This is a genomic window from Mycobacterium sp., from assembly GCF_035506235.1.
Classification (GTDB): domain Bacteria; phylum Actinomycetota; class Actinomycetes; order Mycobacteriales; family Mycobacteriaceae; genus Mycobacterium.
Map to the genome: position 1 here is coordinate 1 of NZ_DATJPU010000197.1, position 13,096 is coordinate 13,096.

Here is a 13,096-nt window from a genome sequence, read left to right on the forward strand (position 1 = left end):
CCGTCGGCCGCGCGCCGGTAACCGGCCGCCTCCAACAGCCCCGCCAGGCGCTCGGAGTCGTGGACGTTCATCTGACAGCCGTAAGTGCGCACCTGGTAGGTACGCGCCGAAGCCACCATCGAAGTCACGGGGCCATGGTACGGCGACCGGGGCTTACGGGATCAACCCGCAGCTCGTGGCGATCGCGAGCGCGGGGGACGGGGCGAAGCGGGTCGCCACCATCTGAGCTAGACCCGTCGGCGCTCGTGTTCGGCGGCCAGCTCGCTGAGGACAACCTCGCACGCCAGGTTTTGGCTGTAGCCGCGCCGCGCCAGCATCGCCATCAGCCTGCGGCTCACTTTGGCTTCGTCGGCCAGCGTCTCGCGGCGCAGCTTGGCCCGCACCAGCTGCTTGGCGCGGTCACGTTCGGCTCCGGCGTCGATTCCGCCCAGCGCCGCGGTGATCACGTCCTTGTCGACACCCTTGGTGTGCAGCTCGGCGGCCAGGGCGCGCCGGCTCTTTCCCGCCTTCGCCCGCCGTGACTCCACCCACTGCTGCGCGAACTCGGCATCATCCACCAGGCCGACGGCGGCCAGCCGGTCAAGCACCCGGTGCCTGACGTCGTCGGGATAGCCGCGTTTGGACAGCTGCCCGCACAGCTCGGCGCGGGTACGCGATCTCGCGGTGAGCAGGCGCAGGCACAACGCCCGCGCCTGCTCTTCGCGGGAGGGGTCAGAAGTCGACGGGAGCGGGGAGGACATCGCCAGAAGGGTCATCGGTCACCACCGCGCCAATGCCGAGCTTTTCCTTGATCTTTTTCTCGATCTCGTTGGCCACGTCGGCGTTTTCCATCAGGAAGTTGCGGACGTTCTCCTTGCCCTGGCCGAGCTGCTCGCCCTCGTAGGTGAACCACGAACCGGACTTGCGGATGAAGCCCTGATCCACACCCATGTCGATCAGCGAGCCCTCACGGCTGATGCCCCTGCCGTACAGGATGTCGAACTCGGCCTGCTTGAACGGCGGCGACACCTTGTTCTTGACGACCTTGACCCGGGTGCGGTTGCCGACCGCGTTGGTGCCGTCCTTGAGTGTCTCGATCCGGCGCACGTCCATGCGCACCGACGCGTAGAACTTCAAAGCCTTTCCGCCCGTGGTGGTTTCGGGCGAGTTATGCACCATCACGCCGTCGGCGAAGTAATTGTGCGAACCCTCGACCTCGATATCGAACCGGTCCATCTTCTGGTAGTTCGTCTTTGACTCGATCTCGGTAACACGCGCTGGCATCAGCTGCATCGTGGGTGCCACAAACTCCGGTTCCATGTTGAACTGACCACGGAAGCGTGGCAGAAGCTTGTACGCCATGGACGGATGCACATACGGTGCGATGAGCTCTTGGAACCTCGCAGTGGCTTGCGTAGAGAAAACCAGTACGGACTTTCCTGCCGCGCCAGCCTTCCGCAGTCGTATGTCCAGACCATGGGTGTCACGCAGATAGTCACGAAGTCGTACCTGCGACCCCTCGCTCATTGCCTCAACACAGATCTCGATTCGCCCGCTACCACCTTGAGTGCGCTGCTGTAAGCCCTTGGAACGAAGGGTGAACGAACCATCGTCCATGTACCAAATGGCCATTGCCAATGGGGTGAGTCCCTTCAGATATTCCTCGGAGAGGAACTTTTTACCATCGCCTAGATACACCGCGCTCATCAGTTCATGAAGCTCGGAGAGCGGAGTGAAATCTGCGAACACTGCACCCTTGCCATTACCGGTACGACTGTGCGGGATGTTCGCCAGCAAGGAGACTTTCCAATCAAGATATGCCGATTGTTTCGCCCCATGGCCGATACGGAACCGCGCAGATTCCGAATCTTGCCGGACTGGACGGGAGAGACAGCCGTCGCCCATCAATGAACCCAGCACAATTTCCCATTGCTGATCGCTGAGCAAGCTTGGCTGCGCCAACATCACGCGGTCACCGACGTTGATGTCTTCAGCTTCGCGCCAGCCGCCAGGGGTTCGGATGAGGTGGTTCCGAGTCATGGCTAAGCTAGCGTGGCCACGACCTGTCCCGCCGCCAGCTCTATCAACCTTGAAGTGCAGAAACTCTTCTGCTTTGCCGTTGTTGAACCAGTTGGTTACCTTGCGTGGCAAGATCCGACCAGACTCGAAGTCGTAGGACAAAACTTCGACGTCCATCTTTTGGTTCACGATTTTGCCGAGCTTCTCGGTCGATCCGTCAGCGAGAGTGACGTTGGTGTACCAGGATCCACACCCGAACATCACTCCGATTTTTTCCCGGAGCTGGTTGATGAAGATCGCCGTGGTTCCCGAGTTGTTGAGCGCGCCGGTCATTTTCCGCAGCGCCTGGCTCATCAGGCGGGCCTGCAGGCCGACGTGGCTGTCCCCCATCTCGCCCTCGAGCTCCGCACGCGGCACCAGGGCCGCCACCGAGTCGATGACCAGGATGTCCAGCGCGCCGGAGCGGATCAGCATGTCGGCGATCTCGAGGGCCTGCTCACCGGTGTCGGGCTGGCTGACCAGCAGCGAATCGGTGTCGACGCCGAGTTTCTTGGCGTAATCCGGGTCCAGGGCGTGCTCGGCGTCGATGAACGCCGCGACGCCGCCGGCGGCCTGGGCGTTGGCCACCGCGTGCAGCGCGACGGTGGTCTTACCCGAGGACTCCGGGCCGTAGATCTCCACCACTCGGCCACGGGGCAGGCCGCCGATGCCCAGGGCCACGTCCAGTGCGATGGATCCGGTCGGGATGACCGAAATCGGTTGACGCATCTCGTCGCCGAGACGCATCACCGAGCCTTTGCCGTAGCTCTTTTCGATCTGGGCCATCGCCAGCTCGAGAGCCTTCTCGCGGTCGGGGGCTTGCGTCATGGTGCCTCTTCCTATCGTCGTTGTGTTCGGATGACCGGTATCGGTCGGTTGGCCGTGACACTAGGCGCGGGGTCCGACAAGTCGATTCCTCCGAACGATCACCACAGTAGCCGAACACGTGTTCGATTCAAGCGGACACGCCGGACGCGGGCGGCTTCGAGCCTGCGGTGGGATCGCAATTTCCGGGCTGACCGGCACGCTGTACGCAGGCTCGATCTCAGACGGCAGTCACCATTGGTCGCGCGGCACGTCGAAGTCGGCGCACAACGCGCGCCAGACGTCGCGGGGCTCGACGCCATCATCGATCGCCTGGGCGGCGGTGCGGCCGCCGAGGCCGCTCAGCACGTGATCTTCCAGCACCGACGGGCCGTAGGTGGCGCCGAACCGCAACACAACCCGCTCGTTGAACTCCGTCAGCCGCACGTCAGCCAACATACCCAGCCGGCTAGCCCGCAAGCGCCAGCGCTTGGTGGCACACCCGCACCGGGTCGGCGACGTCGGCGATGCCGGCGGCCGCTTGCCGCGCGGCCTCCCGGTAGCCGGGCGACGACAGCACCTCGCCCACCGCGGCCACCAGCGCGCCGGCCGTGAGCGGCCGGATCAGCCGCCCACTCCCCTGGCGCGCCACCCGATTGGCCATCTCCCATTGATCCCCGCCGCCGGGTACCACCACCAGCGGCACCCCGGACAGCAGCGTCTTGGCCACCATCCCGTGGCCCCCGCCGCAGATCACCACGTCGGCGTGCGTCAACAGCTCCGACTGGAGCCCCAGCCCGACCACCGCCCACGGCGGGACCGTCAGCTCCGCCCCGCCCAGCCGCGACACGACCAATCGGGATCCGGCCGGCAGCGTGTCTCCCGGGGTCAGGCATTCCAGCGCAACTTCGGCCAACCCGGCGGTCCCGGTCAGCGCGGTCGACGGCGCAACCACCACCACCGGCCCGGGGCCCGGCGGGATGCGCAGCACCCGATCGGTCGGCTCGAAATGCAACGGCCCCACCACGACGGCCTCCTCCGGCCAGTCCGGGCGCGGCACCTCGAGGGCGGGCAGCGTCGCGACGAGGCGTCGCAGCGGCCCCGGGTCGACGGCGGCCAGCCCGATCTCGAGCCGGGCGGCGGCGCGCTGCTTGATGCCGGCGCGCCAGGACCGCGCCGTCAGCGCCCGCATCGTGGCGTCGCGCAGCCGGCCGCGAAAGCCGGTGCCCGGCGCCAGCCCACTGCCGATCGGGGGCAGCCCCTTCGACGGCAGGTACAGCGGATGGGGGTTCAGCTCGATCCACGGGATGCCCAACAGCTCGGCGGCCATACCGCCGCCCGCGGTGATCACGTCCGAGACCACCAGGTCGGGCGCCAGGTCGCGCAGCGCCGGCATGTTCAGCACCGCCATCCGCGCCGCGCGCCGGTGGATCCGGGCGCCGGCGTCGACGTCCTCGTCGGTGGCCGCGAGCCCGTCCAACTCAACGGCGTCGATGCCGACGCCGCGCGCGGCGTCGAGCCACTCCACGCCGGTGAACAGGGTGGGCTCGTCACCCGCCTCGGCGAAACGCCGGCACAGCGCGATCGCGGGGAACGAATGCCCGGGATCCGGCCCGGCGACCACGGCGACACGCATCGGCCCTACCCTGCCACAGCGCCCGGCCGCCCCGCACGGTCGCGTTTCGAATACGCTGGCGACCATGACCGAGCTCACCGACACAGGCACTGCGAACTCCCGCACGGTCGAGGGTTTCCTGAACGCGCTGCAGGACGCGGATTTCGATGCCGCAGACGCCGCACTGGACGACAACCTGGTCTACGAGAACGTCGGGCTGCCGACGATCCACGGGCGCGCCAGAGCGATGAACCTTTTCCGCAAGATGGAGGGCCGCGCCGCCTTCGAGGTGAAGATCCACCGCATCGCCTCCGACGGCGCCGCGGTGCTCACCGAGCGCACCGACGCGCTGATTTTCGGCCCGCTGCGGCTCCAATTCTGGGTGTGCGGCGTGTTCGAGGTCCACAACGGGCGAATCACGTTGTGGCGGGACTACTTTGACTTCTTCGACATGCTCAAGGCGACCCTGCGCGGCGTGGCGGGGCTGGTAGTGCCGTCGCTGCGGGCGTCATTCTAACGCCGGGGCAGCCCGCCGAGTTCGTCGAACGCCTGCGCCCAACCCAGCAAGCGATCGGTGGCCCCGACCAACTCGGCTCGGTAACGCTCCTGGGCCGCGGCTAACCCAATCCCCGTGTCGCCGTTCGCCGAGGACACCAATTGGGCTGCGGCGGTGACCATTTCGTTGTATTGACGCACACCGGCGCTCAGCTGCGCGGTGAACGCGTTGATGGTGGGCACCAGATACGACCGCGACGACTCGGCATACTGCGCCGCGCGTTCCATCGACACCACCTCGGCGGCGGTGGCCGCCATCGCCGCCGACGTCTTGTTGGCCGCGGCGGTCAGGTCACGGATTTCGTCCGTCGGCAACATGGAGCCGCGCTGGATCACGCCCAACAGCGAGAAGAATCCGCGTTCGGAGGCGCCCAGCGCGTACATCGAGGGGCGGGCCGCCGAACCGGGCGGCGGCAGCCGACGGGTGTTGGTGGTCCGCTGCGCCGGCAGCGGCTCTGAACGCAGCCAGCGGTAGCGCAGCAGCAACAGCGTCGCCGGAATCGCCAGCGCGACCGCGATGGCGCCGGTGACCTCCAGCAGCAGCGCGAACCAGCCCCACGCCGCCAGCAGCCCCGTGACCGCTATCCAAAACACGCACCCGGCGCTGCAGATCAGGCCCCACCGCAGCGCGCGGCGCCGGCGGCGCAGCAGCCGCGCCCGCGGGTCCGCGGCCGCGCTGATCCTTCGGGCCACCAGGTCCGAAACGTCCGCGGCGGTGTCCAATCCGCGCTGCACCAACGCGCGCCACGGCCGATTCTGGGTCGCTTTCACCGCCATCGCAGGCCGTCCGCTGCGCTACTGGCCAAAGGGCTTCTCGGCGACTTGGCCACCGCCGGCCTCGGCGGGCGCGGGAGTGGCCGGGGCCGCCCCGGGAGTCGCGGGCGTCCCGCCCGCCGGCAGCGCTTCGCCGCGCATCGACGCGCGGATCTGCTCCAGCCTGGAATGGCCGGCCATCTGGACGCCGGCCTGCTCGACCTCGAGCATGCGGCCCTGGACGGAACCCTGGGCGAGCTCGGCGGAACCGATCGCGTTGGCGTACCGGCGTTCGATCTTGTCGCGCACCTCGTCGAGGCTCGGGGTGGTACCGGGGGCGGCGATCTCGCTCATCGACCGCAGCGACGCGCTGACCTGTTCCTGCATCTTCGCCTGCTCGAGCTGGCTGAGCAGCTTGGTGCGCTCGGAAATCTTCTGCTGCAGCACCATCGAGTTCTGTTCGACGGCCTTCTTGGCCTGCGCCGCGGCGGACAGCGCCTGGTCGTGCAGGGTCTTGAGGTCTTCGACGCTCTGCTCGGCGGTCACCAGCTGGGCCGCGAACGCCTCGGCGGCGTTGTTGTACTCGGTGGCCTTGGCGGCGTCCCCCGAGGCGGTGGCCTGGTCGGCCAGCGTCAGCGCCTGACGCACGTTGACCTGCAGCTTTTCGATGTCGGCCAGCTGCCGGTTGAGCCGCATCTCCAGCTGGCGCTGGTTGCCGATCACCTGCGCCGCCTGTTGGGTCAGCGCCTGGTGCTGGCGCTGCGCTTCCTCGATGGCCTGCTGGATCTGCACCTTCGGGTCGGCGTGCTCGTCAATTTTGGCGTTGAACAGCGCCATCAGGTATTTCCACGCTTTGACGAACGGATTGGCCATCAGTCAGGTCCACCTTCGCTTCTTGTATGCCGGACAAGCGCCCTGTCGCTCAATTTATCCGGTCGGCGACGATCGCCCCACCCTGGCGCTGGAACCGGGCAATCGGCCCGGTGACGGCGAGCGCCGGAACGGCGCGAGTACGGAACCGGGCAATCGGGCCTAGGCCACGGCCAGCGACGCCACCGGCGGAATGACGACCTTGGTGCTGGCATCGATGGTGGGTCCGGTCGGCGCGCTGTAGGCCGCGCTTTCCTCGCTGGCCATCCGCTCCCCGGCACCGGTGAGGACCGCCGACAGCGGCACCTCCAGCGCGTCGCAGATCGCGTTGAGCAGCTCGCTGGAAGGCTCCTTGCGGCCGCGCTCCACCTCCGACAGATACCCGAGGCTCACCCGCGCCGAATCCGAGACCTCGCGCAGCGTCCGGCCCTGTGACGTCCGGGCCCCGCGCAACACATCGCCGATGACCTCGCGCATCAATGGCGCCATCCTGCTCTCCTTCGTCCAGTCAGCCCTGCTCAGCACGTCAAAAACCCCAAATTCAGCAGGCACTCATTAGGGTCAACGCCGGTCGCGGTGACCTGGTTCCCGCTCAGCCGGTCGGGTGGCGAACCGCCCGGGCGGTGGACACCGCGTAGTCCACGCCGGTCACCACGGTGAGCACGATCGCGATGCCCATGACGACGGCCGCCACCACCCGGAAAGGTCCCGACAGCGGCAAGACGAACAAGCCGATCGCCAACGCCTGGACGACGGTCTTGAGCTTGCCGCCCCAACTCGCCGGGATGACCCCGCGGCGTATCACCGCCAACCGCAGCAGCGTGACCGCCACCTCGCGGGTCATGATCACCGCGGTGACCCACCACGGCAGGTCCCCCAGCATCGACAGCCCGATCAGTGCCGACCCGATCAGGGCTTTGTCCGCGATCGGATCGATGAACGCGCCGAATTCGGTCGCCATCCCGTAGTTTCGGGCCAGCAGGCCGTCGAACCTGTCGGTGATGCAGGCGACCGTGAAAATCACGAAAGCGACTATCCGGCCGACGATTTGGTGGCCATCCGCGGTGAACAGCGCGAGCAGGAAAATGGGTACCAACACCAGCCGCAAGAGGGTCAGCACGTTTGCGAGGTTGGCGATGCGGGCGCGGCCTGCTATCGGCGGTGTTTGAGGCTGCCCCGACACGGCATAAGAATAACGGTTGACCAGCGACCTCTCGCGGTTGCCGATACTGTTACCCGTGACCGAAAGCTCACGGAACCCCCGGTCGGTGGTCCGGCGCGCGCGCACATCCGACGTCCCCGCGATCAAAAAACTCGTCGACACGTACTCCGGACGCATCCTGCTGGAGAAAAACCTCGTGACGCTGTACGAGGCCGTCCAGGAGTTTTGGGTGGCCGAGTACGCGGGCAGGGTGGTCGGCTGCGGGGCGCTGCACGTGTTGTGGTCGGACCTCGGCGAGATCCGCACCGTCGCCGTCGACCCGGCGATGACCGGCCACGGCATCGGCCACGCGATCGTCGACCGGCTGCTCGAGGTCGCCCGTGACCTGCAGTTGGAGCGGCTGTTCGTGCTGACCTTCGAGACCGAGTTCTTCGCCAGGCACGGGTTCACCGAGATCGAGGGCACGCCCGTCACCGCCGAGGTGTACGAGGAGATGTGCCGCTCCTACGACATCGGCGTCGCCGAGTTCCTGGACCTCAGCTACGTCAAGCCCAACATCCTGGGCAACTCCCGGATGCTGCTGGTGCTGTGATCGCCGAGCGTGAAGCTGTTGCGAAATTTTTGCGGAAAACCCGCAACAGCTTCACGCTCGGCGCTACTCGGGGTCGCCGCCGTCGGCGTCGCTGCCGCCCCGGATCAGCGCCAGCGTTCCGGCCAGCTCGTCGGGCTTGACCAGCACCTCGCGCGCCTTGGACCCCTCGGACGGCCCGACGATGCCGCGGGTCTCCATCAGGTCCATCAGCCGGCCGGCCTTGGCGAAGCCGACGCGCAGCTTGCGCTGCAGCATCGAGGTGGACCCGAACTGGCTGGACACCACCAGCTCGACCGCCTGCAGGAACACGTCCATGTCGTCGCCGATGTCGGGGTCGACGTCGGTGCGTTCGCCGGTGGGCTTGGCGGTGGTGACGCCCTCGGTGTACTCGGGTTCGGCCTGGTCCTTGCAGGCGCTGACGACGGCGTGGATCTCCTCGTCGGTGATGAAGGCGCCCTGCAGCCGGACGGTCTTGCTGGCGCCCATCGGGAGGAACAGGGCGTCGCCCATGCCGATGAGTTTTTCCGCGCCGGCCTGGTCCAGAATCACCCGGCTGTCGGTCAGCGACGACGTGGCGAACGCCAGCCGCGACGGCACGTTGGTCTTGATCAGGCCGGTCACCACGTCCACCGACGGGCGCTGGGTGGCCAGCACCAGGTGGATGCCCGCGGCGCGGGCCTTTTGCGTGATCCGCACGATGGCGTCCTCGACGTCGCGCGGCGCGGTCATCATCAGGTCGGCCAGCTCGTCGACGATCGCCACGACGTAGGGGTAGGGCCGATATTCGCGCTGGCTGCCCAACGGCGCCGTGATGGCACCGGATCGCACCTTCTCGTTGAAGTCGTCGATGTGGCGCACCCGCGACGCCTGCATGTCCTGGTAGCGCTGCTCCATCTCCTCGACCAGCCACGCCAGCGCGGCCGCCGCCTTCTTCGGCTGGGTGATGATCGGGGTGATCAGGTGCGGAATGCCTTCGTACGGCGTGAGTTCCACCATCTTCGGGTCGATCAGGATCATCCTGACCTCCTCCGGGGTGGCCCGGGCCAGCAGCGAGACCAGCATGGAGTTGACGAAGCTGGACTTGCCGGATCCGGTGGAACCGGCGACCAGCAGGTGGGGCATCTTGGCCAGGTTGGCCGAGATGAAATCGCCTTCGATGTCCTTGCCCAGCCCGATCACCAGCGGGTGGTGGTCGCGGCGGGTCGACGGCGCGGTGAGCACGTCGGCCAGGCGCACCATTTCCCGGTCGGTGTTGGGCACCTCGATGCCCACGGCGGACTTGCCGGGGATCGGGGCCAGCATGCGCACGCTCTCGGTGGCCACCGCGTAGGCGATGTTCTTCTGCAGGGCGGTGATCTTCTCCACCTTCACGCCGGGCCCCAGCTCGACCTCGTAGCGGGTGACGGTCGGGCCTCGGGTGCAGCCGGTGACGGCGGCGTCGACCTTGAACTGGTTGAGCACCTCGGTGATGGCGTCGGCCATGACGTTGTTGGCGGCGCTGCGCTTTTTCGGCGGGTCGCCCGCCACCAGCAGGCTCAGCGACGGCAGCGTGTAGGGGCCCTCGACGACGCGGTCGACGATCCGGGTTTCCGGCTTTTTGGCGCGACGGCGGCTTCGCCCGGGTTCCGGGATGGTGGGGGTGTCGTCCGCGATCGGTTCGTCGGGGGCGCCCTGTCGAGCGCCGGCCGACGGCCAGGCCTGCGGCTCCGGTTGCAGGGACTCGTCGTAGTAGCCGTCGGAGAAGTCCTCGCGGGGCCGGTCATCGCCTTCGAACTCGTCCGCTTCTTCGTAGGGGTCGTAAGCGACGTCGTCGTCGCCGACCAGCCGGCCGCCGAACATGGCGCGAACGACGTCGGGCACCTCGCGGATCGTGGTCCCCGTCAGCAACAGCAGGCCGAACATGAAGCCGATGAACAACAGCGGCGCGGCGATCCAGGGCGTCAACCCGTCCGAGAGCGGCCCGCCGATGGCAAAGCCGATGAATCCCGCTGCGCGACGGCGCAATTCGGGGTCTTCCGGCGAACCGGACCACAGGTGCCGCAGGCCGAGCGCCGAAAGGGAGATCAGGGCAGCGCCCAGGATCAGCCGGGGCCGCGCCTCGGGATTGGGCGGGGTCCGCATCAGCGTGACCGCCACCGCCGCGGTGACGACGGGCAGCGCCAGCACGCCCGAGCCGATGAAGGTCCGGATCAGCGCGTCGACCCACGCGCCGATCGGCCGGGCGGCGTCGAACCACGAACTCGCGGCGACCACGACGGACAGGCCGAGCAGAACCAGCGCGATCCCGTCGCGGCGGTGTCCCGGATCGATGTCGTGGGCGCGCCCGATGGACCGGGCCGCGCCGCCGGCGCCCCGGGCCGCCAGCAGCCAGGCGGCGCGCATGGCCCGGCCGCACGTCAGCCCGGTGGCGAGGAGCAGCGACCGGTTACGCCGTTTGGCGGGCCTGCTCGCCGTCCTGCGGGCCGCCGGTCGCGACTTTCGCGACCCGCCGGCGCGCGAAGTGGCCTTTGACCTGCTCGTTCGGGTACCGGACCGGGCGGCGGTCTTACTGGGCATGAGGGCAAGGGTAGTCGCAAAGACCCCATCGACACCACCCGCCACACTGGTAACGACCGCCGGGTGCGGGATGGGTCCGGGCACGCCTGAGTAGGGTGGCGAATGCCCACCCCTCAGGCGCCCAGGAGGTCCCCCCGCATGCCCGTCGTCGTCGTCGCCACCATGACCGTCAAACCCGAATCGGTCGACACCGTCCGCGACATCCTCACCGGCGCGGTTTCCGAAGTGCACGACGAGCCGGGGTGCCAGTTGTACTCGCTGCACCAAAGCGGCGAGACGTTCGTGTTCGTCGAGCAATGGGCCGACGAGGAGGCGCTCAAGGCGCACAGCACCGCGCCCGCGATCACCAAGTTGTTCGCGGCGGCCGGCGAGCACCTGGCCGGAGCGCCGGACATCAAGATGCTGCAGCCGATCCCCGCCGGCGATCCCGACAAGGGGCAGCTGCGGCGGTGACCGATGGGCCACTGACAGGAAAAGTCGCGCTCATCACCGGCGCCGCGCGCGGTCAGGGCCGCGCGCACGCGGTGCGGCTGGCCGCCGACGGCGCAAGCGTGATCGCGGTGGACCTGTGCGAGCAGATCGACAGCGTCCCCTACCCACTGGCCACCCCGGACGACCTGGCGGCCACCGTCAAGCTCGTCGAGGACACCGGCGCGCGCATCGTGGCCGCACGCGGTGATGTGCGCGATCGTGCCTCGCTGTCCACCGCGCTGCAGGCGGGCCTGGACGAATTCGGCCGGCTCGACATCGTGGTGGCCAACGCCGGGATCGCGCCCATGCAGTCCGGCGACGACGGCTGGCGCGACGTGATCGACGTCAACCTCACCGGCGTCTACCACACCATCAAGGTCGCGATACCGATCATGGCCAAGCAGGGCGCCGGCGGATCGATCGTGCTGATAAGTTCGGCCGCGGGGCTGGCCGGCATCGCCAGCATCGATGCCGGCTCCGTCGGTTACGCCGCCGCCAAACACGGCGTGGTCGGGCTGATGCGCGTGTACGCCAACCTGCTTGCCCCACAGAACATTCGGGTCAATTCGATACACCCGTCCGGTGTCGACACCCCGATGATCAACAACGAGTTCACCCGGCAATGGCTGGCCGATCTGATCGCACAATCCGATGTGCCGCCGGACATGGGCAACGCGCTGCCTGTGCAGGTGATGCAGCCCGAAGACATCGCCAACGCGGTGGCGTGGCTGGTGTCCGACCAGGCCCGCTACCTCACCGGCGTCGCTTTACCGGTCGATGCGGGTTTTTTGAACAAGAAGTAGGACATGGCACGAAATCCCGCGGCGCAGACCGCATTCGGACCGATGGTGTTGGCCGCGGTCGAGCGCAACGAGCCGCCCGGCCGCCGCCTGGTGGACGACGACCTCGCGGAACTGTTCCTGCCGCGCCCGCTGCGCTGGCTTGTCGCCGCGACGCGGTGGGCGCCGGCTCGCCGCCTGCTGGTCCGCGGATCGGAGTACACCGGGCCCGGGCTGTGGGCCAATCTCGCCTGCCGCAAGCGGTTCATCGCCGACAAGCTCGAGGAGGCGCTGCCCGACATCGACGCCGTCGTCATCCTCGGCGCCGGATTCGACACCCGTCCCTACCTTTTGACGCGGCGGGTCCGGCTCCCGGTCTTCGAGGTGGACCTGCCGGTCAACATCGCCAGGAAGGCGAAGACGGTTCGGCGGGTGCTCGGTGGACTGCCGATGTCGGTTCGGTTGGTGCCGTTGGACTTCGAGCGCGACGACCTGCTCACCTCGTTGGCCGAGCACGGCTACCGCACCGATTACCGGGCCTTTTTCATCTGCGAAGGCGTGACCCAGTACCTCACCGAAGACGGTGTCCGGCGCACGCTCGAAGGGCTGCGCGCGGCCGCCCCCGGCAGCCGGTTGGTGTTCACCTACGTGCGGCGGGATTTCATCGACGGGTCGAATCGGTACGGCACCCGCACGCTGTACCGCAATGTCCGCCAGCGCCACCAGCTTTGGCATTTCGGCCTACAGCCCGAGGAGGTTGCGGAGTTCATCGCCGAGTACGGCTGGCGCCTGGTGGAGCAGGCCGGGCCGGACGAACTCGTCCGGCGCTACGTGCAGCCCACCGGCCGCAAACTCGAGGCCTCCCAACTGGAATGGTCGGCCTACGCGGAAAAGGCGTAGCG

Annotated in this window: 15 protein-coding genes; 5 read left to right on the plus strand and 10 right to left on the minus strand. The window is 67.9% G+C overall.

What is annotated here, in order from left to right:
- From VMD50_RS18465 to VMD50_RS18485, 5 genes are all read right to left on the minus strand, one after another.
- Positions 1-119: hypothetical protein (locus VMD50_RS18465; protein WP_325429435.1), on the minus strand; the 119-nt coding region annotated here is incomplete at its 3' end.
- A gap of 108 nt (positions 120-227) precedes the next feature.
- A complete protein-coding gene (gene recX / locus VMD50_RS18470) occupies positions 228-740 on the minus strand; it encodes a recombination regulator RecX (RefSeq protein ID WP_414686115.1) in 513 nt (170 codons plus the stop codon).
- On the minus strand, positions 712-2,865 hold the full coding sequence (gene recA / locus VMD50_RS18475; RefSeq protein WP_325429376.1) for an intein-containing recombinase RecA: 2,154 nt from the start codon (positions 2,863-2,865) through the stop codon (positions 712-714). Before recA ends, recX begins: the two co-directional genes overlap by 29 nt.
- Positions 2,866-3,093: 228 nt before the next feature.
- Entirely contained in the window at positions 3,094-3,288 is a 195-nt protein-coding gene (locus VMD50_RS18480; RefSeq protein ID WP_414686116.1) for a DUF3046 domain-containing protein, read from the minus strand.
- Positions 3,289-3,310: 22 nt separating this feature from the next.
- A complete protein-coding gene (locus VMD50_RS18485) occupies positions 3,311-4,477 on the minus strand; it encodes a glycosyltransferase (RefSeq protein ID WP_325429380.1) in 1,167 nt (388 codons plus the stop codon).
- A gap of 64 nt (positions 4,478-4,541) precedes the next feature.
- Here VMD50_RS18485 and VMD50_RS18490 point away from each other — a divergent pair, with 64 nt between their 5' ends.
- Positions 4,542-4,973 (plus strand): limonene-1,2-epoxide hydrolase family protein, encoded by a 432-nt coding sequence (locus VMD50_RS18490; RefSeq protein WP_325429382.1) that lies wholly within the window; start codon positions 4,542-4,544, stop codon positions 4,971-4,973.
- On the opposite strand, the gene pspM is transcribed toward VMD50_RS18490, so the two are convergent.
- The 4 genes from pspM to pgsA all read right to left on the minus strand — a co-directional run bounded on the left by pspM (position 4,970) and on the right by pgsA (position 7,817).
- Entirely contained in the window at positions 4,970-5,788 is an 819-nt protein-coding gene (gene pspM, locus VMD50_RS18495; RefSeq protein ID WP_325429384.1) for a phage shock envelope stress response protein PspM, read from the minus strand. The genes VMD50_RS18490 and pspM overlap by 4 nt on opposite strands.
- An 18-nt stretch (positions 5,789-5,806) precedes the next feature.
- Positions 5,807-6,637 (minus strand): phage shock protein PspA, encoded by an 831-nt coding sequence (gene pspA, locus VMD50_RS18500; RefSeq protein ID WP_325429386.1) that lies wholly within the window; start codon positions 6,635-6,637, stop codon positions 5,807-5,809.
- Positions 6,638-6,796: 159 nt separating this feature from the next.
- Entirely contained in the window at positions 6,797-7,123 is a 327-nt protein-coding gene (gene clgR, locus VMD50_RS18505) for a transcriptional regulator ClgR (RefSeq protein ID WP_325429388.1), read from the minus strand.
- A 103-nt stretch (positions 7,124-7,226) separates the two neighbouring features.
- Positions 7,227-7,817 carry a CDP-diacylglycerol--glycerol-3-phosphate 3-phosphatidyltransferase gene (gene pgsA / locus VMD50_RS18510; protein ID WP_325429390.1) on the minus strand — a complete coding sequence of 197 codons (591 nt, stop codon included), beginning with the start codon at positions 7,815-7,817 and terminating at the stop codon, positions 7,227-7,229.
- Positions 7,818-7,872: 55 nt separating this feature from the next.
- On the opposite strand from pgsA, the gene VMD50_RS18515 reads away from it, so the two are divergent.
- Positions 7,873-8,388, plus strand: a complete 516-nt coding sequence (locus VMD50_RS18515; RefSeq protein ID WP_325429392.1) for an amino-acid N-acetyltransferase — start codon at positions 7,873-7,875, stop codon at positions 8,386-8,388.
- A gap of 63 nt (positions 8,389-8,451) precedes the next feature.
- On the opposite strand, the gene VMD50_RS18520 is transcribed toward VMD50_RS18515, so the two are convergent.
- Positions 8,452-10,944 (minus strand): FtsK/SpoIIIE family DNA translocase, encoded by a 2,493-nt coding sequence (locus VMD50_RS18520; protein WP_325429394.1) that lies wholly within the window; start codon positions 10,942-10,944, stop codon positions 8,452-8,454.
- A 138-nt stretch (positions 10,945-11,082) separates the two neighbouring features.
- Between VMD50_RS18520 and VMD50_RS18525 the strand changes: the two genes are divergently transcribed.
- From VMD50_RS18525 to VMD50_RS18535, 3 genes are read left to right on the plus strand one after another with little or no spacing between them, the layout of a single operon-like run.
- Positions 11,083-11,397, plus strand: a complete 315-nt coding sequence (locus VMD50_RS18525) for a putative quinol monooxygenase (RefSeq protein ID WP_325429397.1) — start codon at positions 11,083-11,085, stop codon at positions 11,395-11,397.
- Positions 11,394-12,218, plus strand: a complete 825-nt coding sequence (locus VMD50_RS18530; RefSeq protein WP_325429399.1) for a mycofactocin-coupled SDR family oxidoreductase — start codon at positions 11,394-11,396, stop codon at positions 12,216-12,218. Before VMD50_RS18525 ends, VMD50_RS18530 begins: the two co-directional genes overlap by 4 nt.
- A gap of 3 nt (positions 12,219-12,221) precedes the next feature.
- Positions 12,222-13,094, plus strand: coding sequence for an SAM-dependent methyltransferase (locus tag VMD50_RS18535; RefSeq protein WP_325429401.1), 873 nt, complete (start codon positions 12,222-12,224; stop codon positions 13,092-13,094).
- Positions 13,095-13,096 lie beyond the last annotated feature (2 nt).